The sequence below is a fragment of the Caballeronia sp. NCF2 genome, from assembly GCF_023631205.1.
Taxonomy (GTDB): Bacteria; Pseudomonadota; Gammaproteobacteria; order Burkholderiales; family Burkholderiaceae; genus Caballeronia; species Caballeronia zhejiangensis.
In genome coordinates, this window is the sequence record NZ_JALQDN010000001.1 from 426,719 (window position 1) to 449,223 (window position 22,505).

Annotated in this window: 20 protein-coding genes and 1 other RNA gene; 16 read left to right on the plus strand and 5 right to left on the minus strand. The window is 62.7% G+C overall.

Annotation, left to right across the window (positions count from 1 at the left end; translation table 11 throughout):
- Positions 1 to 103 precede the first annotated feature (103 nt).
- Together NCS02_RS02065 and NCS02_RS02070 are read left to right on the plus strand one after the other, a co-directional pair.
- Entirely contained in the window at positions 104 to 583 is a 480-nt protein-coding gene (locus tag NCS02_RS02065; protein WP_008351596.1) for a nitrate reductase associated protein, read from the plus strand.
- Positions 584 to 759: 176 nt separating this feature from the next.
- Positions 760 to 3,882 (plus strand): sensor domain-containing protein, encoded by a 3,123-nt coding sequence (locus NCS02_RS02070; protein ID WP_175979790.1) that lies wholly within the window; start codon positions 760 to 762, stop codon positions 3,880 to 3,882.
- Between the two features lie 10 nt (positions 3,883 to 3,892).
- Here the strand turns inward: NCS02_RS02070 and NCS02_RS02075 are convergent, their stop codons facing one another.
- Positions 3,893 to 4,288 carry an acyl-CoA thioesterase gene (locus tag NCS02_RS02075; protein ID WP_008351593.1) on the minus strand — a complete coding sequence of 132 codons (396 nt, stop codon included), beginning with the start codon at positions 4,286 to 4,288 and terminating at the stop codon, positions 3,893 to 3,895.
- 238 nt (positions 4,289 to 4,526) lie between these two features.
- Here NCS02_RS02075 and NCS02_RS02080 point away from each other — a divergent pair, with 238 nt between their 5' ends.
- Positions 4,527 to 6,410 (plus strand): ABCB family ABC transporter ATP-binding protein/permease, encoded by a 1,884-nt coding sequence (locus NCS02_RS02080; RefSeq protein ID WP_008351592.1) that lies wholly within the window; start codon positions 4,527 to 4,529, stop codon positions 6,408 to 6,410.
- Positions 6,411 to 6,420: 10 nt separating this feature from the next.
- Here NCS02_RS02080 and NCS02_RS02085 read toward each other — a convergent pair whose 3' ends face one another.
- A complete protein-coding gene (locus NCS02_RS02085) occupies positions 6,421 to 7,809 on the minus strand; it encodes an MFS transporter (RefSeq protein WP_008351591.1) in 1,389 nt (462 codons plus the stop codon).
- 275 nt (positions 7,810 to 8,084) lie between these two features.
- Between NCS02_RS02085 and NCS02_RS02090 the strand changes: the two genes are divergently transcribed.
- The 6 genes from NCS02_RS02090 to NCS02_RS02115 all read left to right on the plus strand — a co-directional run bounded on the left by NCS02_RS02090 (position 8,085) and on the right by NCS02_RS02115 (position 13,854).
- On the plus strand, positions 8,085 to 9,056 hold the full coding sequence (locus NCS02_RS02090) for a LysR substrate-binding domain-containing protein (protein WP_008351590.1): 972 nt from the start codon (positions 8,085 to 8,087) through the stop codon (positions 9,054 to 9,056).
- A gap of 108 nt (positions 9,057 to 9,164) precedes the next feature.
- The gene (locus NCS02_RS02095; protein ID WP_008351589.1) at positions 9,165 to 10,478 is read left to right on the plus strand and encodes a Glu/Leu/Phe/Val family dehydrogenase; all 1,314 of its coding nucleotides are present in this window, start codon (positions 9,165 to 9,167) and stop codon (positions 10,476 to 10,478) included.
- Positions 10,479 to 10,751: 273 nt separating this feature from the next.
- On the plus strand, positions 10,752 to 11,645 hold the full coding sequence (locus NCS02_RS02100; protein WP_008351588.1) for a glutamate/aspartate ABC transporter substrate-binding protein: 894 nt from the start codon (positions 10,752 to 10,754) through the stop codon (positions 11,643 to 11,645).
- 68 nt (positions 11,646 to 11,713) lie between these two features.
- Entirely contained in the window at positions 11,714 to 12,454 is a 741-nt protein-coding gene (locus NCS02_RS02105; RefSeq protein ID WP_008351587.1) for an amino acid ABC transporter permease, read from the plus strand.
- Positions 12,455 to 13,132 (plus strand): glutamate/aspartate ABC transporter permease GltK, encoded by a 678-nt coding sequence (gltK, locus tag NCS02_RS02110; RefSeq protein ID WP_008351586.1) that lies wholly within the window; start codon positions 12,455 to 12,457, stop codon positions 13,130 to 13,132.
- Positions 13,129 to 13,854: an amino acid ABC transporter ATP-binding protein gene (locus NCS02_RS02115; RefSeq protein ID WP_033536539.1), complete on the plus strand. Its 726-nt coding sequence runs from the start codon at positions 13,129 to 13,131 to the stop codon at positions 13,852 to 13,854. The genes gltK and NCS02_RS02115 overlap by 4 nt, the downstream gene beginning before the upstream one ends.
- A 50-nt stretch (positions 13,855 to 13,904) precedes the next feature.
- On the opposite strand, the gene NCS02_RS02120 is transcribed toward NCS02_RS02115, so the two are convergent.
- Entirely contained in the window at positions 13,905 to 14,807 is a 903-nt protein-coding gene (locus NCS02_RS02120; protein ID WP_075583487.1) for a class II glutamine amidotransferase, read from the minus strand.
- A gap of 180 nt (positions 14,808 to 14,987) precedes the next feature.
- Between NCS02_RS02120 and pyrC the strand changes: the two genes are divergently transcribed.
- From pyrC to rnpB, 3 genes are all read left to right on the plus strand, one after another.
- Positions 14,988 to 16,052: a dihydroorotase gene (gene pyrC / locus NCS02_RS02125; RefSeq protein ID WP_175979792.1), complete on the plus strand. Its 1,065-nt coding sequence runs from the start codon at positions 14,988 to 14,990 to the stop codon at positions 16,050 to 16,052.
- Between the two features lie 10 nt (positions 16,053 to 16,062).
- Positions 16,063 to 16,875 carry a DUF3025 domain-containing protein gene (locus tag NCS02_RS02130; RefSeq protein WP_250481457.1) on the plus strand — a complete coding sequence of 271 codons (813 nt, stop codon included), beginning with the start codon at positions 16,063 to 16,065 and terminating at the stop codon, positions 16,873 to 16,875.
- A gap of 13 nt (positions 16,876 to 16,888) precedes the next feature.
- Positions 16,889 to 17,301, plus strand: an RNA gene (rnpB, locus tag NCS02_RS02135) — RNase P RNA component class A.
- A gap of 66 nt (positions 17,302 to 17,367) precedes the next feature.
- Here the strand turns inward: rnpB and NCS02_RS02140 are convergent.
- Positions 17,368 to 17,790 (minus strand): OsmC family protein, encoded by a 423-nt coding sequence (locus NCS02_RS02140; protein ID WP_014190403.1) that lies wholly within the window; start codon positions 17,788 to 17,790, stop codon positions 17,368 to 17,370.
- A gap of 582 nt (positions 17,791 to 18,372) precedes the next feature.
- Here NCS02_RS02140 and rplM point away from each other — a divergent pair.
- The 3 genes from rplM to erpA all read left to right on the plus strand — a co-directional run bounded on the left by rplM (position 18,373) and on the right by erpA (position 19,766).
- Positions 18,373 to 18,801, plus strand: a complete 429-nt coding sequence (gene rplM, locus NCS02_RS02145) for a 50S ribosomal protein L13 (RefSeq protein ID WP_008351572.1) — start codon at positions 18,373 to 18,375, stop codon at positions 18,799 to 18,801.
- Positions 18,802 to 18,812: 11 nt separating this feature from the next.
- Positions 18,813 to 19,205, plus strand: a complete 393-nt coding sequence (rpsI, locus tag NCS02_RS02150; RefSeq protein ID WP_008351569.1) for a 30S ribosomal protein S9 — start codon at positions 18,813 to 18,815, stop codon at positions 19,203 to 19,205.
- A 195-nt stretch (positions 19,206 to 19,400) separates the two neighbouring features.
- Positions 19,401 to 19,766 (plus strand): iron-sulfur cluster insertion protein ErpA, encoded by a 366-nt coding sequence (erpA, locus tag NCS02_RS02155; protein WP_008351567.1) that lies wholly within the window; start codon positions 19,401 to 19,403, stop codon positions 19,764 to 19,766.
- Between the two features lie 52 nt (positions 19,767 to 19,818).
- Here the strand turns inward: erpA and NCS02_RS02160 are convergent, their stop codons facing one another.
- Positions 19,819 to 20,949 carry an anhydro-N-acetylmuramic acid kinase gene (locus NCS02_RS02160; protein WP_033536581.1) on the minus strand — a complete coding sequence of 377 codons (1,131 nt, stop codon included), beginning with the start codon at positions 20,947 to 20,949 and terminating at the stop codon, positions 19,819 to 19,821.
- Positions 20,950 to 21,262: 313 nt separating this feature from the next.
- Here NCS02_RS02160 and tyrS point away from each other — a divergent pair, with 313 nt between their 5' ends.
- A complete protein-coding gene (tyrS, locus tag NCS02_RS02165; protein WP_034470608.1) occupies positions 21,263 to 22,501 on the plus strand; it encodes a tyrosine--tRNA ligase in 1,239 nt (412 codons plus the stop codon).
- Positions 22,502 to 22,505 lie beyond the last annotated feature (4 nt).

The window sequence follows — 22,505 nt, forward strand, 5'->3', positions numbered from 1 at the left end:
CAGCGGCTAGATTGCAATGGTTCCAGCCAGATCCAAGGCCCTACAATAACTTAAGCGGGCATCGCGCGCCGCGCCGCCCGCTTCAATCCAACGAGGCTTCGCTATGGGACTTTACGACGCCGCGCGTCTCTTCGGATTCGAAGTCGAATCCTCTGACAATCTGCGCTTCATTCCGCTTGCCGTGCGCTTCAATCTCGACCGCTTCGGCATGCGCATCTCGCTTGACCAATGGCAGCAGCTTCCTTACGAAGATCGCGCGTTGCTGGCGCGCTTTCCGATCGAAGAAGAGGCCGAGCTCGAGAAGAACTTCGACCTCGCGCTTGAAGAGATGCTGAAGACGCACGCCAATGCCGCGCCCGAAAAGATCGAACGCGACCCCGATCCGGTGTGGATGCACGCCGATGCCGTGCCGGAAACCGTGATCCGTCAAAGCAGCCTCTCCGGGATCAGCGCGCCGAGTCTCGATCGCTGGGGCCAACTCGATCGTTTCCAGCGTTACGCGCTCGCGAAACTCTCGCGCAACACGGACAAGGTCAATCACGATTTCCTTCCCGCGATGAAAGAGTTCGGTCTCACGGAGTGAGCACGCGGCTCGCAAACGTTAAGCAACCGCTTTAATCAGATTATTTGCGGGTGAGCCCTAAATGTCGGGCGAGAGGCGCCGTTAATGGACGTTATCCATTAATCGGGCGTGGAGCCGTTCGCCACGCCGCGCATTGCGTTCGATGTGCGCGCATCAAAGGGATTAGCCCGCTCTTCATGACTCGATTCCTCTCCAGAGGTTTGCTCGTCAACATTGCCGTCGTGCTGGCCGCGCTCGGCGCCAACGCGTTCGTCGCCTGCGAGCGGATCGGCGGTCTGCGTGAAAGCGACGCGCGCACCTTGCGCTCGATGAGCCTGCTGCGCGACCTCGCGAACTATCGCAGCACGCTCGGCGAATCGCTGACGCAACTGAGCCGCTTCGAAGCCACCGGCATCGCGGAAACCGCAGCGGGCCATCAGGAACGCGTGGCGCATCTCGACGCGCTCGAAAGCGGCCTGCGCGCGCAGTTCGAAATGGAGCCCGGCATGATGGGCGCATTCGATGCGCTCGCCGCCCGCGCCGCCGTCATGCGGCACGACGCCGACGTCGCCTTCGAGCGCGCGAAGAACGCGAGCCCCGACGCGTCCCGCGCATGGGCCGATGCGGCGTTCGTTACGCTCGGCGAGGATCAGCAAGGCGTCGACGACGAGCTCGCGGCGGTGCGCTCGCGCATCGACAACGCGACGATCGGCGCGCTCGATCAGTCCGCGCGGGCGTCGAGCGGCGCCATGCTGCTGCTCGTCTTCACGATGCTCGCGGGCAGCGCCGTGCTGATCTGGCTCTTCGCGAGCCGCGAGCGGCAATCGCGCGAGAAGCTCGGCGCGGCGCGCGCGCGACAGCGCAGCAACGAGCGCTTTCGCGGCATGTTCGAGGCGCATCCGGTGCCGATGTGGATCGTCGATAGCGAGACGATGCGCTTCGTTGCCGTGAATCAGGCCGCGATCGAACACTTCGGCTTCAACGAGCCGGAGTTCATGAACATGACGCTGCGCGATCTGCATCATGCGGACGACTTCGACAGCTTCGCCGCGCGTCTTGCGCGCAGCGGCGGCGAAGGCGGCGAGCGGGGCGAGCGCGCTCAGTCGGGACGAGGTTCGGCGGGCGTCTGGCGCTATCGCTGCAAGGACGGATCGATCGTGGGCGCGGACGTGTCGCATCACTCGCTCATCTACTCGAGCCGGCCGGGCATCTTCATGCTGGCGAACGACGTGACCGACCGCATCAACGCGGAAGCCGAAGCGCGCCGCTCGAACGAGATGCTCGAAGCGGTCATCGACAACATTCCGCAGCGCGTGTTCTGGAAGGACCGCGAACTGCGCTATCTCGGCTGCAACAATGCGTTCGCGCGCGACGCGGGTCTCGCGTACAACGAGCAGGTCATCGGCAAGACGGATTTCGACTTGCCGTGGAGCGCGCTCGCGGATCTGGTGCGCGCGGACGACGAAGAGGTCATCGTCACGACCGTGCCGAAGATGCATCACGAGCGCGACATCGTGATGGGCGACCAGTTGCGCACCGTCGTTTCGAGCAAGCTGCCGTTGCTCGACGGCGAAGGGCAGACCATCGGCGTGCTCGGTTCGTATCACGACGTCACCGATCACAAGCGCGCCGAACTCGCGCTGCGTCTGCAAAGCCGCGCGCTGGACGCGAGCGTGAACGCGATTCTGATCACCGGCGTCGTCGATGGCGCGAACGTGATCGAGTATGCGAATCCGGCGTTCAAGCGCATCACGGGTTATGACCCGAGCGAGGTCATCGGCCAGGATTGCCGCTTCCTGCACGGCCCGGACGGAGATCAGGAAGGGCTCACGTCGATCCGCCGCGCCCTCGATGCGAACATGGAAGCGAGCGTCGTCGTGCGCAACTATCGCAAGGACGGCGCGCTCTTCTGGAACCAGCTCTTCGTCGCGCCGGTGCCGAACGCGCAGGGCATGACCACGCATCACATCGGCATCATCAACGACGTGACCGATCTGATGCGCTATCAGGAAGAGCTCGAATATCAGGCGAATTACGACACGCTCACGCGCCTGCCGAATCGCAATCTGCTGAAAGATCGCCTGCAGCACGCGATAGAAACGGCGCGGCGGCGCGATGCGAAGATCGCAGTCGTGTTCATGGATCTCGACGGCTTCAAGAACGTCAACGACAGTCTCGGCCACAGCGTCGGCGACCGTCTGCTTGCGGTGATCGCGGAGCGGCTCGCGCGCTCGGCGCGTACGAGCGATACGGTCGCGCGTCACGGCGGCGACGAGTTCGTCGTCGTGCTGCCGGACATCACCGACGAAGCCGGTCTCATCGTGTGGATGGAGCGCACGCGCGCGGCGATCTCCGAACCGGTGTGGATCGACGACACCGAGCTGTATGTCGGCTGCAGCATGGGCGCGAGTCTTTATCCGCAAGACGGCGACGACGCCGAAACCGTGATGAAGAAGGCCGACCTCGCGATGTATCGCGCGAAGGACATGGGCCGCAACAACTATCAGTTTTATCAGCCGGAGATGAACGCGAGCGTCGGCGCGCGCATGAATCTCGAACGGCGCTTGCGGCGCGCGCTGCGCGACGGCGAATTCCTGCTGCACTATCAGCCGCAGGTCGACATGTCGACGCGTCAGATCGTCGGCATCGAAGCGCTCGTGCGCTGGCACGACCCCGAGCAAGGGCTCGTGTCGCCGGCGTCGTTCATTCCGGTGGCGGAGGAGAGCGGGCTGATCGGACCGCTTTCCGAATGGGTGCTGCGCGAAGCGTGCCGGCAGAACAAGGCGTGGCAGGATGCGGGGCTGCCGCCGGCGCGCGTGTCGGTGAACTTGTCGGCGCGGCATTTCCAGCAGCGTGACATCGCCCGGCTCGTGACTTCGGTGCTCGAAGAGACGGGCCTTGCGCCGCGCTATCTCGAACTCGAACTCACCGAAAGCGCGATCATGCGCAACGCCGAGGAAGCGATCACGATGCTCTCGGAGCTATCGGCGCTCGGCATCGGTATTGCAATCGACGACTTCGGCACCGGCTATTCGAGCCTGTCGTATCTCAAGCGCTTTCCGGTGCATCGGCTGAAGATCGATCGCTCGTTCGTCGCGGATATCGGCTCGTCGGGCGACGATGAAACCATCACGTCGGCGATCATCGCGCTCGCGCATTCGCTCGAGATGCAGGTGATCGCGGAGGGCGTCGAAACGCACGCGCAGCACGATTTCCTGCGCGAGCGCGATTGCGACGAAATGCAGGGCTACCTTTTCTCGCGCCCGATGCCGCACGAGGCGATTCCGGGCCTTTTGCAGCAGGGCGTGCTGCCCCACTAATCGATTTTTATCAGTCCAGCGACGGCAGCACGCGCGGGCGGCGATCGCGGTCAGTCGCGACGTAGGTGAGCGTCGCTTCCGTCACCTTGACGACTTCTTCGGCGAGGCTCATGCGCTGCGCCCAGACTTCGACCGACACCGTGATGGACGTGTTGCCCGTCTTGACGATGTCGGCGTAAAAGCTCAGCAGATCGCCGACGAAAACCGGGTGCTTGAACAGGAACGAATTCACGGCGACGGTCGCGACGCGGCCGTTCGCGCGGCGGCTCGCCGGAATGGAGCCGGCGATATCGACCTGCGCCATGATCCATCCGCCGAACACGTCGCCGTGGACATTGGCGTCGGCGGGCTGCGGCACGACGCGCAGCGCGACGTGTTTCTCAGGAAGATTGGGATGGTCGGTCATGGGAGGCGTTCCGGTTTGCAAGGCGGCGCGAAGGCTGGCGCGCGTGAGCGGCCTCTTGAACCTTCTGCGACAATGCCTATTTATGAATGAGCCCGATTGCGCGCGACGTCGCGCCAGGGGCTTGCAGCAAATTGTACGGGAAAGCATCCAGACGAAGTTGCGCCCGTTTCGACGATAAAAACCTTCCCCACGCCGCGCCCGACTCCATTCGCGCGACGCGCTCGAACGATACGAACTCATGCGCCGCTTCCCGAACGCAGAGCCCGGGCCCGCGCAGCAAGGCCCGCGCAACGACTGGCAGACGATCCGCTCGCTGCTGCCTTATCTCACGACGTACAAATGGCGCGTCGCGTTCGCGCTGACGTGCCTCATCGGCGCGAAGGTCGCGAACCTCGGCGTGCCGATCGTGATGAAGCGCATCGTCGACGGCCTCGCTTCCGTGCAGCATCTCACCGCGCTCGGACGCGCGAACGATTCGCCGGGCATCGTGCTGATCGGCGGAATCGGGCTGCTCGTCGTCGCGTATGCGGCCGCGCGGCTTTCTACGTCGCTCTTCACCGAGTTGCGCGAACTGCTCTTCGCCAAGGTCACGGAAAGCGCCGTGCGGCAACTCGCGCTGCAAGTGTTCCGGCATCTGCATTCGCTGTCGCTGCGCTTTCATCTGGAGCGACAGACGGGCGGCATGTCGCGCGATATCGAACGCGGCACGCGCGGCATCCAGCAGCTCGTTTCGTATTCGCTCTACAGCATTCTGCCGACGCTCGTCGAGGTCGGGCTCGTGCTCGCGTTCTTCGTGACGAAGTACGAGGCGTATTACGCGATCGTCACGTTCATCGCGCTCGTCACGTATATCGTGTTCACGGTGAAGGTGACGGAGTGGCGCACGCACTTTCGCCGCACGATGAACGATCTCGATTCGAAAGCGAATTCGCGCGCGATCGATTCGCTGCTCAACTACGAGACCGTGAAATACTTCGGCAACGAAGAGTGGGAAACGCGCCGTTACGATGAAAATCTTCAGCGCTATCGCGCGGCCGCGATCAAGTCGCAGCGCTCGCTGTCGATGCTCAACTTCGGGCAGCAGACGATCATCGGCGTGGGGCTTGTTTTCATCCTCTGGCGCGCGACGCAGGGCGTGATGGCGGGGCGTCTGACGCTCGGCGATCTCGTGCTCATCAACACCTTCATGTTGCAGTTGTACATTCCGCTGAATTTTCTCGGCGTCGTGTATCGCGAACTGAAGCAGGCGCTGACCGACATGGATCGCATGTTCACGCTGCTCGGCGCGGGCCGCGAAGTGCCCGATGCGCCGAACGCGCCCGCGCTTGCCGTGCGCGGCGGCGAAGTGCGCTTCGAGAACGTGAGCTTCGCGTATGAGAAGGCGCGGCCGATCCTGCATGGCGTCGATTTCACGATTCCCGCGGGCACGACGACGGCGGTCGTCGGACACAGCGGCTCGGGCAAATCGACGCTCGGCCGGCTGCTCTTTCGCTTCTACGATCTCGATCGCGCGCAGGGCGGCAGCATTCGCATCGACGGGCAGGACATTCGCGACGTCACACAGGATTCGTTGCGCGCGGCGATCGGCATCGTGCCGCAGGACACCGTGCTCTTCAACGATTCGATCTATTACAACATCGCGTACGGGCGTCCTTCGGCGAGCCGCGACGAAGTGATCGCGGCGGCGCGCGCGGCGCATATCCACGATTTCATCGAGGCGTTGCCGGCGGGCTATGACACGGCCGTCGGCGAGCGTGGATTAAAGCTGTCGGGTGGCGAGAAGCAGCGCGTCGCGATCGCGCGCACGCTGCTCAAGAATCCGCCGATTTTGATCTTCGACGAAGCCACGTCCGCGCTCGATTCGAAGTCCGAGCGCGCGATTCAGCACGAACTCGACTCGATCGCGCGCGAGCGGACGACACTCATCATCGCGCATCGGCTATCGACGGTCGTGCATGCGCAGCAGATCATCGTGATGGATCACGGGCGCATCGTCGAGCGTGGCACGCATGCGGAGTTGCTGCGTGCGGGCGGGCTGTTCGCGCAGATGTGGGCGCTTCAGCAACAGCGCGCCGCCAGCTCCGGCGAAGGAGAGGCGGCGCTGGCGACACTGGGCGAATGACGCGCTGTCCTCACTCCATCGCGTGCGCGCCGCCGATGGCGACGCCATCGTGCGATTGCGAAGCCGTCGACGACCAGCGCAGCCACTGACCGCGCAGCGCGAAGAGCGCGCCGAACGCGCACGTTGCGAGCACGCCGAACGTGGCGAAGCCCATTTGATAGCTGCCCGTGCTTTCCTTCGCGATGCCCATGATGACCGGCAGATAGAACCCGCCGATACCGCCCGCTGCGCCGACGATTCCCGACAGCAATCCCGTCTTGCCCTTCCAGCGATGCGGGACGAGCTGGAACGTCGAGCCGTTGCCCAGGCCGAACGCGATATACAGGCAGATGAGAATCGCGAGACCGCCCGCGACCGGCGGCATCCAGATCGCGAACGCGAAGTCGCCGATGGCGATGGCCGCGAGCAGCACGAGCAGCGCACGCACGCCGGTCACGCGATCGGCGACATAACCGCCGAACGGACGCACGATCGCGCCGAGAAACGCGAGCAGCGACATGAAGAGGCCGGCTTCGAGCTTCGGCATCTGATAAAGCGAGGTAAGCAGCAGCGTCACATACGACGACATGCCGACGAAACCGCCGAACGTGATGCTGTAAATGAGCATGATGACCCACGTATCGCGCTCGCCGAGCACCGACCGATAATGCCGCGGCAGCACCGCGATCGCAATGAGCGCGCCGATCACCGGCAAGAGCAGCACGCCCGCCTTGCCGCCGCCGAACACGCCCGCGTTGACCGCGAGCACCAGCACGATCAGGCTCACGAGCGTCACCGCGAAGCTCGACAGCGCGCGCATCGTGCTGCCGGTTTTCACGCCGGCATCGGACGCCCATGCGAAGAGCGCGACGCCCGTAATCGCGAGCAGCGGCAGCGCGGCGGCGGTCGACATCTGCCAGCCGAAGGCATCGGCGAGATGCGGGAACAGGAAGCCGTCGAGCACCGCGCCGATGTTGCCTGCCGCGGCGAGTCCGAGCACGAGGCCCTGCACCTTCGGCGGATAGTTGCTGCCAGCCATCGGCAACGCGACGGCGAAGCTCGCGCCGCCCATGCCGAGGAACACGCCGAGCACAAGCAACACCGCATACGACGGCACGCCGGGCATGAGCGGCAGCACGATCGACGGAATCGACGAGAGCAGGACGCCCATCAGCGCGACGCGCCGTCCATCGGTCGATTGATAGAGGTTGCCGAGCGTCACGCGCAGAATGGCGGCGGCCAGCACCGGCACCGCGACGAGAAAGCCTTGCTGCGCGGCGGACATCGTCACGTCGCGTCCGATGAACGGCGCGAGCGGCCCAAACAGTACCCAGACGGTAAAGCCCGTATCGAAGTAGAGGAAGCAGGCGAGGAGCGAGCGCCAGTTGCCGCTCTTGAGCGATGCGATCAGATTGGACATTGCGGGTTCCGTATATGCGCGTGCTGCCGAATGAGCACGCGACGGCCCCGAAAATTGCAAGCATCATGCCAATGGAATGCATATTTACCGATGCGCCGGGTAGCGCAAGGGTCGGCGAGGGATCAGAGCACGCGTGAGGTTCCGCGTCCCGCAAACCGACAGCACCGCGTCCGTGCGTGACCGCATGCGAATGGTGCGCCGCGCCTTCGCACGGCTCATGCGCCGGCTAGAATGCGTTCTTTGCCAAGGAAGCGCCGCGCGCGCCCGAGAAACGCATGGAACTGAAATGGCTGGAAGACTTCGTGTCGCTCGCGGAGACGCGCAGCTTCAGTCGATCCGCCGAGCTTCGGCACATCACGCAGCCCGCGTTCTCGCGACGCATTCAGGCGCTCGAAGCGTGGCTCGGCACGGAACTCATCGACCGGTCGGTGTATCCGACGCGCCTCACGCAAGCCGGCAACGTGTTCTACGAGCAGGCGCTCGCGATGCTCTCGCAGTTCCACGAAGCGCGCACGCTATTGCGCGGACAAGGCGGCGTGCCGTCGGCGACCATCGAATTCGCCGTGCCGCACACGCTTTCGCTCACGTATTTTCCGCGCTGGCTCGAACACATCGAGGCGCGGCTCGGACGCATCCGCACGCGGCTGCGCGCGCTCAATGTGCACGATGCGGTGCTGTCGCTCGTCGAAGGCGGTGTCGATCTCGTGATGGGCTATCACCATCCGAGTCATCCGGTTGCGCTCGATCCCGCGCGCTACGACATGCTCACGCTCGGCGCCGAACCGATCAGCCCGTTTTCCGCCGTGACCAAAGGCGGACGCGCGCGCTTCACGCTGCCCGCGACGGCCGAATCGCCGGTGCCGTATCTGTCGTACACGCCTAATGCGTATCTCGGGCGCATGACGGAAGTCATCATCGCGACCGCGCCGACGCGCCTCTATCTCGACAAGGTCTATGAAACCGACATGGCCGAAGGTCTGAAAGCGATGGCGCTCGCCGGTCATGGCGTCGCGTTCCTGCCGCACAGCGCTGTCGAGGATGCAGTGGAAGAAGGGCGGCTCGTGCGCCTCGATCGCGGCACGCGCGGCACGCCCGCCGGCCAGTTCACGCTGACGATGGAAATCCGCCTTTATCGCGACAAGCTCGCAGCGCAGGGCGAAGAGCCGCGACAGGCATTGATGCGCGCGCTATGGGACGCGGTCGGTGAGGAATTGCTGAAGGCGCAGCCGGAGAAGCCCGCGGCATAAGGCTCGGCGACGTTATGCAAGTTTTGCATGACGGGATAAGGAAACGGCATTGGATTTGGAAACGACGTTTTTCGACAATGAGCGAATTCCTTCACCGCTGGAGCATCAATGTCTGCCTCGAAGCAACCTGTGCAAGCGCCGGACGCAAAACACGCTATCCCGTCGTATCTCCATGCCGATGATCTCGGTCCCTGGGGAAACTATCTGCAACAGGTCGATCGCGTTGCCCCGTATCTCGGTTCTCTCTCCCGCTGGCTCGAAACCCTCAAGCGCCCGAAGCGCATTCTCGTCGTCGATTGCCCGATCGAGCTGGATAACGGCACCGTCGCGCATTTCGAGGGTTATCGCGTGCAGCACAACACGTCGCGCGGTCCCGGCAAGGGTGGCGTGCGTTACCACCAGGACGTGACGCTCTCCGAAGTGATGGCGCTGTCCGCGTGGATGTCGGTGAAGAACGCGGCGGTAAACGTGCCGTACGGCGGCGCGAAGGGCGGCATTCGTGTCGATCCGCGCACGCTGTCGCGTGGCGAACTGGAACGCGTGACGCGTCGCTATACGAGCGAGATCGGCATCATCATCGGGCCGAACACGGACATTCCCGCGCCGGACGTGAACACGAACGAGCAGATCATGGCGTGGATGATGGACACCTACTCCATGAACCAGGGCCAGACGGCAACCGGCGTCGTGACCGGCAAGCCGATTTCGCTCGGCGGCTCGCTCGGCCGCAAGGAAGCGACGGGGCGCGGCGTGTTCGTCGTCGGCACGGAAGCGGCGCGGCGCATCGGCATGGAGATCGAAGGCGCGCGCATCGCGGTGCAGGGCTTCGGCAACGTCGGCGGCATCGCGGCCAAGCTGTTCCAGGAAGCGGGCGCGAAGGTCATCGCCGTGCAGGATCACACGGGAACGATTCATAACTCGAAGGGCATCGATACCGTCGCGCTGCTCGATCACGTCGCGAAGAACGGCGGCGTGGGCGGCTTCGCGGGCGCGGATCCGGTACAGGCGGAAGAATTCTGGATGATCGAAAGCGACATCCTCATTCCGGCCGCGCTGGAAAACCAGATCACCGAGAAGAACGCGTCGAAGATCCGCACGAAGATCGTCGTCGAAGGCGCGAACGGCCCGACCACGACCGCGGCCGACGACATCCTCAACGACAAGGGTATCCTCGTGATCCCGGACGTGATCGCGAATGCGGGCGGCGTGACCGTGTCGTACTTCGAATGGGTGCAGGACTTCTCGAGCTTCTTCTGGACCGAGGACGAGATCAATCAGCGTCTCGAGCGCGTGATGCGCGAAGCGTTCGCGGGCGTGTGGCAGGTCGCGAGCGAGCACAAGGTATCGGTGCGCACGGCGGCGTTCATCGTCGCGTGTACGCGCATTCTGCAGGCGCGCGAGATGCGCGGGCTGTATCCCTGATTCGGTGTCAGGCGGTCGTGCCCTTTAATTGATTGCGGGCGGCATTTCATTCGGAATGCCGCCCGCATTTGCATGAAAGCGACAAGTCGGCCGACTCGCTGCATTCGGTCAAGCATGGTCACAAAAACGCCAGTAATATGCGCGGTCGCACCGGGTTGCACCCTTACGGCGACAGCGTCTCAGAAATAAGACGGTCGTGGGTTAACAATCATTCTTTCAGAATAATTACCCTGCTAAACTTGCCCCGGTTTTTCGCCACAGGAGATCGAACACATGAAGGTTAAAAAGGCTGCGCTGCTCGTCGCCGCGCTCGGGTTTCTCGCCACCGGCGCATACGCTCAAGACGCCGGCACGCTGAAGAAAATCAAGGACACGGGCGTGATCTCGCTGGGGCATCGCGAATCGTCCATTCCGTTTTCCTACTATGACGACAAGCAGCAAGTCGTCGGCTACTCGCATGAGTTCGCGCTGAAGGTCGTGGACGCGGTCAAGCAGAAGCTCGGCATGTCCGACCTGAAGGTGAAGCTCACGCCGATCACTTCGCAGAACCGCATTCCGCTCGTGCAGAACGGTACCGTCGATATCGAGTGCGGCTCGACGACGAACAACGCCGAGCGTCAGCAGCAAGTTTCCTTCTCGAACACGATCTTCGTGATCGGCACGCGCCTCATGACCAAGAAGGATTCGGGCGTGAAGGACTGGGCCGACCTGAAGGGCAAGACCGTCGTGACGACCGCCGGCACCACGTCCGAGCGCCTGCTTCGCAAGATGAATCAGGACAAGAACATGGGCATGAACATCATCAGCGCGAAGGATCACGGCGAGTCGTTCCTGACGCTGTCGACCGGCCGCGCCGTCGCGTTCATGATGGACGATGCGCTGCTCGCGGGCGAGCGCGCGAAGTCGAACAACCCGAACGATTTCGTGATCGTCGGTGCGCCGCAATCGCATGAAGCGTACGGCTGCATGATCCGCAAGAACGATCCGGAGTTCAAGAAGGTCGTCGACGACGCGATCGCCAAGGTCGAAACCTCGGGCGAAGCGGACAAGATCTACAAGAAGTGGTTCGAAAGCCCGATTCCGCCGAAGGGTCTCAACCTCAACTTCCCCGAAAGTGAAGACATGAAGGCTCTCTACAAGAGCCCGAATGACAAGGCAATCGACTAACCGGTTCGGTAATCGAACAGACGAAACGGAAGGAGCTTGCTTCTTCCGTTTCTTTTTGGAGTGAGTCCATGTCTTATCACTGGAACTGGGGCATCCTGCTGAGTCCGGTTTCGACCGGCGAGCCCACCACCTATCTCGGCTGGCTGATTTCCGGCTTCTGGGTGACGATCACCGTGTCGCTCGCGGCCTGGGTGATCGCGCTCGTGGTCGGCTCGTTGTTCGGCATCTTGCGCACGGTCCCGAATCGCACGCTGGCGGGCATCGGCACCGTCTACGTCGCGATCTTCCGCAACATTCCGCTGATCGTGCAGTTCTTCGTCTGGTATCTCGTGATACCGGAATTGCTGCCGCCTTCCATCGGCAACTGGTTCAAGCAACTGCCGCCCACCGCGCAGTTCTTTTCGTCGTCGATCATCTGTCTCGGGCTTTTCACTGGCGCACGCGTGTGCGAGCAGGTGCGCTCGGGCATCAACGCGCTGCCGCGCGGACAGCGCAACGCGGGTCTCGCGATGGGCTTCACGCAATGGCAGACGTATCGCTACGTGCTGATGCCGGTCGCGTACCGCATCATCGTGCCGCCGCTCACGTCCGAGTTCCTCAACGTGTTCAAGAACTCGGCGGTCGCGTCGACCATCGGTCTGCTGGATCTGTCCGCTCAGGCGCGCCAGCTCGTCGATTACACGGCGCAGACGTATGAATCGTTCATCGCGGTGACGATCGCCTACATGCTCATCAACCTCGTCGTGATGCAACTGATGCGCTGGGTCGAGGCGAAGACGCGGTTGCCTGGCTACATCGGAGGCAAATAAATGCATCAGTTCAACTGGAGCGGTGTGCTCGCGTCGTGGCCCACGCTGATGACGGGCGCGAAGATCACGCTGCAGATCACCGTGCTCGCCATCGTGGTCGGCATCATCTGGGGCACGATTCTCGCGCTGTTCCGCCTTTCGGGCGTGAAGCCGCTGCAATGGTTCGCGAGCGCGTACGTGACGCTGTTCCGCTCGATTCCGCTCGTGATGGTGCTGCTGTGGTTCTTCCTGATCGTGCCGCAGCTGTTGCAAAACGTGCTCGGACTGTCGGCCGACATCGACATCCGTCTTGCCTCGGCGATGGTCGCGTTCTCGCTCTTCGAAGCCGCGTACTATTCGGAAATCATCCGCGCCGGCATTCAAGCGGTGCCGCGCGGTCAGGTGAACGCGGCGTTCGCGCTCGGCATGACCTACGGCCAGGCGATGAAGCTCGTCGTGCTGCCGCAGGCCTTCCGCGCGATGGTGCCGCTCTTGCTCACGCAGGCGATCGTCCTGTTTCAGGATACGTCGCTCGTCTACGTCATCAGTCTCGCGGACTTCTTCCGCACGGCGACGAACATCGGGGATCGAGACGGCACGTCCGTCGAAATGGTTCTGTTCGCGGGCGCGTGCTATTTCGTGATTTGCGTGGTGGCGTCGGCGCTCGTCAAAAGTCTTCAGAAAAAGGTCGCAAGATGATCTCTATCAAGAATGTTTCCAAGTGGTACGGGCAGTTCCAGGTGCTCACCGACTGCACGACCGAAGTGAAGAAGGGCGAGGTCGTCGTGGTGTGCGGCCCGTCGGGTTCGGGCAAGTCGACGCTCATCAAGACCGTGAACGGCCTGGAGCCGTTCCAGAAGGGCGAAATCACGATCAACGGCCAGTCGCTGACGGACAAGAAGACGAATCTGTCGAAGCTGCGTTCGAAGGTCGGCATGGTGTTCCAGCACTTCGAGCTGTTTCCGCATCTGACGATCACGCAGAACCTGACGCTCGCGCAGATCAAGGTGCTCGGCCGTTCGAGCGACGAAGCCACGCAGAAGGGCATGAAGCTGCTGGATCGCGTCGGCCTGCGCGCGCATGCGGACAAGTTTCCGGGCCAGTTGTCCGGCGGTCAGCAGCAGCGCGTGGCGATTGCGCGCGCGCTGTCGATGGACCCGATCGCGATGCTCTTCGACGAGCCGACGTCCGCGCTCGATCCGGAGATGATCAACGAAGTGCTCGACGTGATGGTCGAACTCGCGCAGGAAGGCATGACCATGATGTGCGTGACGCACGAAATGGGCTTTGCGAAGAAGGTGGCGAATCGCGTGATCTTCATGGATCGCGGGCTCATCGTCGAGGACGACCAGAAGGAAGCGTTCTTCGCGAATCCGAAGTCGGATCGTGCGAAGGATTTCCTCGCGAAGATCCTGCACTGAGTCTCGGCTCGGCAAAGCAAAACGGCGCTTCCGAAAAGAAGCGCCGTTTTTTATTCGATCCCGAGTTCCGATTCCATCGCCGCTGTCGTCCGTATCTCGTCGATCTTCAGCGCGGATCCGATGCACGCCTTCGCGAGCGGCTCGGCCGCTTTCCTCGCCACTTCCTCCGGCACCGGAATATTCGTCGCGCGGGCGAGATCGCCGCACTGGAACATCGCGAGATCGCCGGGGGCGAAGCGCGTCCAGATTTCGTTGTCGGTGAGCGGCGACGTCGCGATCACGGCGACGCGGTCTTCCGGCGTCGTGTACTTGGCGAAATCGATCGACATGTCGGCATCGATCAGATGCGCGGTCGAGAACGGCCAGCTACGCACCAGGTAGTACAAATGCGTCGAGCAGTGCGAGAAGAGCGCCTGCCCGTTCGACATCAGAAAGTTGAAGACGCCGTATTGCGTGATGTCGCGGGTGAGTTCGGCGAGCGCGTCGAACAGTTCGTCGAGCGGCGGCTGCGAGCACGGAAACGCGCGCCGCAAGCCTTGCAGGAGCGCGCAGAAGGCAAGCTCGCTGTCCGTCGTGCCGACCGGCTGATATACGCCGGTGAGTTCGGGTGCGTGGCCTTTGAGGTCGCCGTTGTGCGCGAAGATCCAGTGCCGGCCCCACAGTTCGCGCATGAACGGATGGCAGTTCTCGAGCAGGATATGCCCCTGCGTCGCCTTGCGGATATGCGCGATCGTGTTCTTCGACTTGATCGGATAGCGCTTCACCATGTCCGCGAGCGGCGAACTGGCGGACGACTGATGATCGATGAAAAGCCGGCACGCCTTGTCCTCGAAAAACGCGATGCCCCAGCCGTCGGCATGATGATCGGTGACGCCGCCGCGCGCCGCGAAACCGGTGAACGAGAACGTCACGTCGGTCGGTTCGGCGCAGTTCATTCCGAGAAGTTGGCACATGATGCTGAGGCGGTCGGCTTTTGGCCTGTTGTTACAATACGTCCGACAAGCATATCACCGAGACCGAATCGAAAAAAACGCGCAAACGCTCGTCGATGCGCGCGTTGTGGAAATTCCACGGCGATTTTTTCCGGTCCTTGCGTGGACTTGCGCCATTCCAACGTTCCCCGTCATCTCGCCATGTCCGCTACTTCATCCTCGCCCAATTCGCTCACGATCGCGCGTCCCGACGACTGGCATCTGCACGTGCGCGACGGCGCGACGCTCGCGGCCGTCCTGCCGCACACGGCGCGCCAGTTCGGCCGCGCAATCATCATGCCGAATCTGAAGCCGCCCGTGACGACGACGGAAATGGCCGCGGCCTATCGCGAGCGCATTCTGGCGGCGCTTCCGAAGGGCGCGCGCTTCGAGCCGTTGATGACGCTCTATCTCACCGACAACACGCCGCCCGACGAAATCCGCCGCGCGAAGGAAAGCGGCTTCGTGCATGGCGTGAAGCTGTATCCGGCGGGCGCGACGACCAATTCCGACGCAGGCGTGACGGATCTGCTCGGCAAATGTGCGAAAACGCTCGAAGCGATGCAGGAAGTCGGCATGCCCTTGCTGACTCACGGCGAAGTGACCGATAGCGACATCGACGTGTTCGATCGCGAGAAAGTGTTCATCGACCGCGTGATGACGCCGCTGCGCCGCGATTTTCCCGCGCTGAAAGTCGTGTTCGAGCACATCACGACGAAGGACGCCGCCGATTACGTGCGCGACGCGGACGGCGAGATCGGCGCGACGATCACCGCGCATCACCTGCTGTACAACCGCAACATCATGCTGGTCGGCGGCATGCGTCCGCATTACTACTGCCTGCCGGTGCTGAAGCGCGAGACGCATCGCGTGGCGCTCGTCGAAGCGGCGACGTCGGGCAATCCGCGCTTTTTCCTCGGCACGGACAGCGCGCCGCATCCGAAGGGCTTGAAGGAGCACGCGTGCGGTTGCGCGGGTTGCTACACGGCGCTGCACGCGCTCGAACTCTATGCGGAAACCTTCGACAAAGCCGGCGCGCTCGACAAGCTCGAAGGCTTCGCGAGCTTCCACGGCGCGGACTTCTACGGTCTGCCGCGCAGCAAGGAATCGGTGACGATCGAGCGCGGTTCGTGGACGTTGCCCGCCGAATTCACCGCCGGCGATTCGACCGTCGTGCCGCTGCGTGGCGGCGAATCGATCGGCTGGCGTTTCGTGGACGCGCAGTAAGCACGCCGACGTGAGCGCGGGTTTCGCCGATATCGACTGGGCGCGGCCTTGGCTCGCGTCCATCGAAGCGCGCGGCAGGCGCTGGCAGACGGCGGCGCTCGCGGGTTACGACAACTATCTCGCGACATTGAACGACGACGCCACGGCCGCCGCGCAGGTCACGGGCCGCGGCAAGCCGCTTGCATTCATCGCGCAGGAAGCGCTGCCTTCGGGTGCGTCGTACGAAGGTCACATCGCGCAGACCGGCTGCGTGCCGACGCGCCACAATCTCCACGATTTCTTCAACGCCTCGATGTGGTTCGCGTATCCGCGCATCAAGGCGGCGCTCAACGCGCGGCAGGCCGAGCAGATCGATACGCTCGGCATCGGACCGACGCGCGGCGGCGTGCGCGACGCGCTCACGCTCTTCGATGAAAACGCGGCGTTCTTCGCCTGCGCCGATGCATCGCTTGGACGCGCGCTGCGCGGTTTCGGCTGGCGCACGCTCTTCGTCGGCGAGCGCGCGGCGTGGGGCACGCGCTGCGAGGCGCGCATTTTCGGGCACGCGTTGCTGGAAAAGCTCGTCGCGCCGTACAAGGCGTGTACGGGGCACGCGTGGATCGTCGATGTTCCCGCCGACTATTTTTCGCTCGACGATGCCGCGCGCCGCGCGTTCATCGACGGATGCGTGTCCGAACGGCTGAACGCCGCGCCGATCGACAGCCGCGCGTTCGCGCCGCTGCCGGTGCTGGGCGTGCCGGGCTGGTGGGACGCGAATGCATCGCCCGATTTCTACGACGACGTTTCCGTCTTTCGACCGGGCCGCCGATCGCGCGGATGCTAAAATGACGAGTTGCAAAGCGGGCCAGGCAATCGCGGCCTCCGAGGTGAAAGCCGAAGAGGGCGAGGAAAGTCCGGACTCCACAGGGCAGGGTGATGGCTAACGGCCATCCGTGGCGACACGCGGAACAGGGCAACAGAAAGCAAACCGCCGATGGCTCCGGGCGCAAGTCCGGAGATCAGGTAAGGGTGAAACGGTGCGGTAAGAGCGCACCGCGGACGTCGCGAGACGTTCCGGCACGGTAACCTCCACCCGGAGCAATTCCAAATAGGCAGGCGCGCATCTTCGCGATGCAGGACGGGGCCCCCGTTCGTCTGCGGGTAGGAAGCTTGAGCGCGTCAGTAATGACGCGTCTAGAGGAATGATTGCCACGCGCGTCGCTTTCGGGCGGCGCGTGCACAGAATCCGGCTTATCGGCCCGCTTTGTCGTCATTCAAAAGAGAAGAGCCGGCGTCTCGCGACGTCGGCTCTTTTCGTTTTTGCTTCCGATGAAACTTACGCTTCGACGATCTCGAACGAATGCGTCAGCTCCGCCGATTTCGCCAGCATGATCGACGCGGAGCAATATTTGTCGTGCGACAGGTTGATCGCGCGCTCGACGGTCGCCGGGTTCAGGTTCTTGCCCGTCACGGTGAAGTGAAAGTGGATCTTCGTGAAGACTTTCGGGTCTTCGCTCGCGCGGTCGGCCTTCAGCGTGACCGAGCAGCCCTGGATTTCCTGACGGCTCTTTTTCAGGATCATCACGACGTCGTAGGCGGTGCATCCGCCGGTGCCGAGCAGCACCATTTCCATCGGGCGCGGCGCGAGATTGCGGCCGCCGCCTTCCGGTGCGCCGTCCATGTTTACGAGATGGCCGCTTCCCGTTTCGGCGGCGAAGGCCATGCCGTCTTGTCCCATCCAGCTAACTTTGCATTCCATGCTCAGGCTCCAGCTGTTCAGCGCGTCGTTACAGAGGCTACATTGTAGCGGTTCGGAATTTTTCCACCGGTCGCTGCTTACGAGCATCTACCGGTTGACGAAGCGTAAATCGGCGCGGCGATTCTGATGCTGGCCGTGAGCGCGCCAGTCGAGGACGGGCTCTAAAGGCTCATCGCGACGGCGTCCAAGCAGTCGCGGCCCGTAAACATCTGAAAATAAAGGGCTTCGGGGGACCTGTCCACTGTGCTCAGATTCCATATTATGAAATCGTCTTCCACAATGCAAATCTTCTTGCTTTGCAGCATGACCGTGCCTATACTCGTTCCTGTCTCCTCCACCTCCTCCTTTGGTGGATTAAGCCCGAGCCAAGCTGCTCGGGCTTTTTTTCGTCCTCGCGCCTGTCGAAGCATTCTTTTGACGCGGCGACCAAATTCCCTTTATAATTCAAAGTTCTCTTCGCCACACGCCCGCGGAGAGAGGCTTGTGAGAGCCTGCACGCGCCCGGTTTCGACCTGAGCGCACTCATATAAGCAGGGCCGAACAAGACACAGTTCAAGGGCAGATCAATTTTTTGGATCGATCATGAAGACGTTTTCCGCAAAAGCCGAAGAGGTGACGCGCGAATGGTACGTGATTGACGCGACGGATAAGGTTCTCGGCCGTGTCGCCAGCGAAGTGGCACGCCGTCTTCGCGGCAAGCACAAGCCTGAATTCACTCCGCACGTCGACACCGGTGATTTCATCATCGTCGTCAATGCCGGCAAGTTGAAGGTCACCGGCAACAAGACCACGGACAAGAAGTACTATCGTCACTCGGGCTACCCGGGCGGCATCTACGAAACGACGTTCGGCAAGATGCAAGAGCGTTTCCCGGGCCGCGCGCTCGAGAAGGCTGTCAAGGGCATGCTTCCGAAGGGTCCGCTCGGCTACGCGATGATCAAGAAGCTGAAGGTCTACGCCGAAGCAACGCATCCGCATACGGCTCAACAGCCTAAAGCGCTCGAGATCTAAGGGGAGCCCACATGATCGGTAACTGGAACTACGGTACGGGCCGCCGCAAGAGCGCCGTCGCTCGTGTCTTCATCAAGTCGGGCAAGGGCGAAATCATCGTCAATGGCAAGCCCATCGCCGACTACTTCTCGCGTGAAACGTCGCTGATGATCGTGCGCCAGCCGCTCGAACTCACGAACCACGCCACCACGTTCGACATCAAGGTCAACGTCAACGGTGGCGGCGAGACGGGTCAAGCCGGTGCGGTTCGCCACGGCATCACCCGCGCGCTGATGGACTACGACGCTACGCTCAAGTCGCAACTGTCGAACGCAGGCTTCGTCACGCGTGACGCGCGTGAAGTGGAACGTAAGAAGGTCGGTTTCCACAAGGCACGCCGCCGCAAGCAGTTCTCGAAGCGTTAAGCGCTTCTTGCCGGACGGGTTCCGGCGAAGCTGCAAAAGCCGCCCGCACGCCCTGTGCAGGCGGCTTTTTTCGTTTTGGCGCGTTTGGGCTGGACCATGTCGAATTTTCATATAGCCCATTGATTCCATGGACATTCGGCACGATATTGAGATCAGCCCTACAATAGCGGCTAGAAGCTTAATTGGAGAATTCGAATGAGCGCTGTCAGCGACACCCCCACGACCGAAATGCCGATGCCGTTCGTCTTCACCGACGCGGCCGCGGAAAAGGTCAAGTCATTGATCGATGAAGAAGGCAATCCGGATCTGAAGCTGCGCGTGTTCGTGCAAGGCGGCGGCTGCTCGGGTTTCCAGTACGGTTTCACGTTCGACGAAGAAGTGAACGAAGACGACACCGTCATGGACAAGGCTGGCGTGCAGTTGCTCGTCGATTCGATGAGCTATCAGTATCTCGTCGGTGCGGAGATCGACTATAAGGACGACATCAACGGCGCCCAGTTCGTCATCAAGAATCCGAACGCCACGACGACTTGCGGTTGCGGTTCGTCGTTCTCGGTCTAAGCGTGCATTTCTGACGCTGAAGAAAACGGAGCCTCAGCGGCTCCGTTTTTTGTTAACGCGGATAAATCGCGCCGAGCACGCGCTCGCCCGCCGCGCCGGTCACCGCGGGCAGATTGCCCGGCTCGCGCGCGACACAGCGCATCGCGAGCCACGCGAAAGCAAGCGCTTCCACTTGTTGCGGCGGCACGCCGAGCGCCTCGGTCGTCATCACGGGAACGCCTGCGATTTTGCTGTCTTCGAGCGCCTGCTGGAGCATCTTCATCAACACAGGATTGCGTGCGCCGCCGCCGCACACGTACACGGCGCGCGTGTCCGGCGCGTGTCGCGCGATCTCGCGCGCGACGGTCGTCGCGGTGAGGGCCGTGAGCGTCGCCTGGACATCGGCGGGAGCGAGGTTCGCGAAGGCTGCGAGCTTCGCGTCCATCCACGCCGGATTGAACAGATCGCGCCCTGTGCTCTTCGGCGGCGCGAGGTCGAAAAACGGTTCGTCGAGCAGCGCGTCGAGAAGCGATTGATCGATTCGGCCTTTGGCTGCGAACTGCCCGCCGTCGTCATAGGCGCGCTGTGTGTGGCGCAAAGCCCATTCGTCGATCAGCGCGTTGGCCGGGCCGCAATCGAAGCCGCGCACGTCTCCGTTCGCCGCGAGAATCGTGATGTTGCTGATGCCGCCGAGGTTGCACACGACGCGCGTCTCGTTCTTTTCGCCGAACACGGTCGTGTGGAACGCCGGCACGAGCGGCGCGCCCTGGCCGCCCGCGGCGACATCGCGGCTGCGGAAATCGGCGACCACGTCGATGCTGGTCATCTCCGCGAGCAACGCCGGATTGTTGATCTGCCGTGTGTAGCCTTTGTCAGGCCGATGCCGCACCGTCTGGCCGTGCACGCCGATCGCGCGCACCTTCGTCGCCGAGCATCCGCTCATGCTCTGCAGTTCGTGGCAGCAGACGGCATAGCGTGTCGCGAGCGCATTCGCGGCGAGCGCTTCGCGTTCGAGTTCGTTGTCGCCGGGCGACTGCAATTCGAACAGCGCATCGCGCAAGCCTTTGGAAAAGGAGACATGCGCCTCGCCGAGCACGACGGGCGGCTTGCCCGTCGCGAACTGGACCGCGACACCATCGACGCCGTCCATGCTGGTTCCGGACATCAAACCGAAGTACACGCCGTCCGCCTTGCCGGTTTCGATTGCTTCGGTTTTCTTTCCCACGCTGATCTCCTCGTCGATGCCGATGTTGCCAATCAGCGGCGATTATCCGCGTTACGGGGCGAATCGTTAAGACGCGATTCCACACTCCTGAGCGCCGAATGCCGCGCAAAACCGCGCGATCAGACACGAAAGGGCGCGAATGCCCGCGTCATCGCGTAAAATCGTGAGCCTGAACAAGCAATTGCGCGCGATTTCGTCATTTTCCGCGCCCCACTTCTCGACGCGGCATCTGCGCAGGCCACGCCACCGCATCGCCGGTCATCGAACCCTTTTGACTTCACAAGCCGCAAGCATGACCACTGATTCCAACGCGCCCAGCTTCCCGATCACCGAAGATGTCAAAAGCGCGCTCGCCATCGCCAAGCGCGGCTGCGACGAACTGCTGATCGAAGACGAATTCGCGCAGAAGCTCGCGCGAAGCGCCGCGACGGGCAAGCCGCTGCGTATCAAGCTCGGCCTCGATCCGACCGCGCCCGACATTCACATCGGCCATACGGTCGTGCTGAACAAGATGCGCCAGTTGCAGGATCTCGGCCACCAGGTCATTTTTCTGATCGGCGATTTCACGTCGCTGATCGGCGATCCGTCTGGCCGCAACGCGACGCGCCCGCCGCTCACGCGCGAGCAGATCGAGATGAACGCGAAGACGTACTTCGAGCAGGCGGCGCTCGTGCTGGATCGCGAAAAGACCGAAATCCGCTACAACAGCGAATGGTCGATGCCGCTCGGCGCCGACGGCATGATCAAGCTCGCATCGCGCTACACGGTCGCGCGCATTCTTGAGCGCGAGGACTTCACGAAGCGCTTCCAGGGCGGCGTGCCCATTTCGATCCACGAATTCCTCTATCCGCTGATGCAGGGCTACGATTCCGTCGCGCTCAACGCGGATCTCGAACTCGGCGGCACGGACCAGAAGTTCAATCTGCTCGTCGGCCGCGAGTTGCAGAAGCAGTACGGCCAGGAACAGCAGTGCATTCTGACGATGCCGCTGCTCGAAGGTCTCGACGGCGTCGAAAAGATGTCGAAGTCGAAGAACAACTACGTCGGCATCAGCGAGAAGCCGACCGAGATGTTCGGCAAGCTGATGAGCATTTCGGACGTGCTCATGTGGCGTTACTTCGAACTGCTGTCGTTCCGCCCGATGAGCGAAATCGAAGGCTACAAGCGCGAAGCCTCAGGCGGCCGCAATCCGCGCGACTTCAAGGTGATGCTGGCGCAGGAAATCGTCGCGCGCTTTCACTCGCCGGCGGATGCCGAGCGTGCGCTCGAAGACTTCAATCATCGCGCAAAGGGCGGCGTGCCCGACGACATTCCGACGGTCACGCTCGCAGGCGCGCCGGTCGCGATCGGCCAGCTGCTCAAGCAGGCGGGACTCGTGCCGTCGACGAGCGAAGCGCTGCGCAACATCGAGCAGGGCGGCGTGAAGATCGACGGCGCGACGGTCTCCGACAAGGGGCTGAAGGTCGAAGCGGGCGAGTTCGTCGTGCAGGTGGGCAAGCGCCGCTTCGCGCGCGTCACGCTGACGGCGTAAGCCG

Bases quoted from the DNA above. Each gene is read 5' to 3' on its own strand.
- rplM (WP_008351572.1), top strand. From the start codon at position 18,373: ATGAAGACGTTTTCCGCAAAAGCCGAAGAGGTGACGCGCGAATGGTAC.
- erpA (WP_008351567.1), top strand. From the start codon at position 19,401: ATGAGCGCTGTCAGCGACACCCCCACGACCGAAATGCCGATGCCGTTC.
- tyrS (WP_034470608.1), top strand. From the start codon at position 21,263: ATGACCACTGATTCCAACGCGCCCAGCTTCCCGATCACCGAAGATGTC.
- NCS02_RS02075 (WP_008351593.1), bottom strand. From the start codon at position 4,288: ATGACCGACCATCCCAATCTTCCTGAGAAACACGTCGCGCTGCGCGTC.
- NCS02_RS02105 (WP_008351587.1), top strand. From the start codon at position 11,714: ATGTCTTATCACTGGAACTGGGGCATCCTGCTGAGTCCGGTTTCGACC.
- rpsI (WP_008351569.1), top strand. From the start codon at position 18,813: ATGATCGGTAACTGGAACTACGGTACGGGCCGCCGCAAGAGCGCCGTC.
- NCS02_RS02115 (WP_033536539.1), top strand. From the start codon at position 13,129: ATGATCTCTATCAAGAATGTTTCCAAGTGGTACGGGCAGTTCCAGGTG.
- gltK (WP_008351586.1), top strand. From the start codon at position 12,455: ATGCATCAGTTCAACTGGAGCGGTGTGCTCGCGTCGTGGCCCACGCTG.
- NCS02_RS02100 (WP_008351588.1), top strand. From the start codon at position 10,752: ATGAAGGTTAAAAAGGCTGCGCTGCTCGTCGCCGCGCTCGGGTTTCTC.
- NCS02_RS02095 (WP_008351589.1), top strand. From the start codon at position 9,165: ATGTCTGCCTCGAAGCAACCTGTGCAAGCGCCGGACGCAAAACACGCT.
- pyrC (WP_175979792.1), top strand. From the start codon at position 14,988: ATGTCCGCTACTTCATCCTCGCCCAATTCGCTCACGATCGCGCGTCCC.
- NCS02_RS02140 (WP_014190403.1), bottom strand. From the start codon at position 17,790: ATGGAATGCAAAGTTAGCTGGATGGGACAAGACGGCATGGCCTTCGCC.
- NCS02_RS02080 (WP_008351592.1), top strand. From the start codon at position 4,527: ATGCGCCGCTTCCCGAACGCAGAGCCCGGGCCCGCGCAGCAAGGCCCG.
- NCS02_RS02070 (WP_175979790.1), top strand. From the start codon at position 760: ATGACTCGATTCCTCTCCAGAGGTTTGCTCGTCAACATTGCCGTCGTG.
- NCS02_RS02085 (WP_008351591.1), bottom strand. From the start codon at position 7,809: ATGTCCAATCTGATCGCATCGCTCAAGAGCGGCAACTGGCGCTCGCTC.
- NCS02_RS02065 (WP_008351596.1), top strand. From the start codon at position 104: ATGGGACTTTACGACGCCGCGCGTCTCTTCGGATTCGAAGTCGAATCC.
- NCS02_RS02120 (WP_075583487.1), bottom strand. From the start codon at position 14,807: ATGTGCCAACTTCTCGGAATGAACTGCGCCGAACCGACCGACGTGACG.
- NCS02_RS02090 (WP_008351590.1), top strand. From the start codon at position 8,085: ATGGAACTGAAATGGCTGGAAGACTTCGTGTCGCTCGCGGAGACGCGC.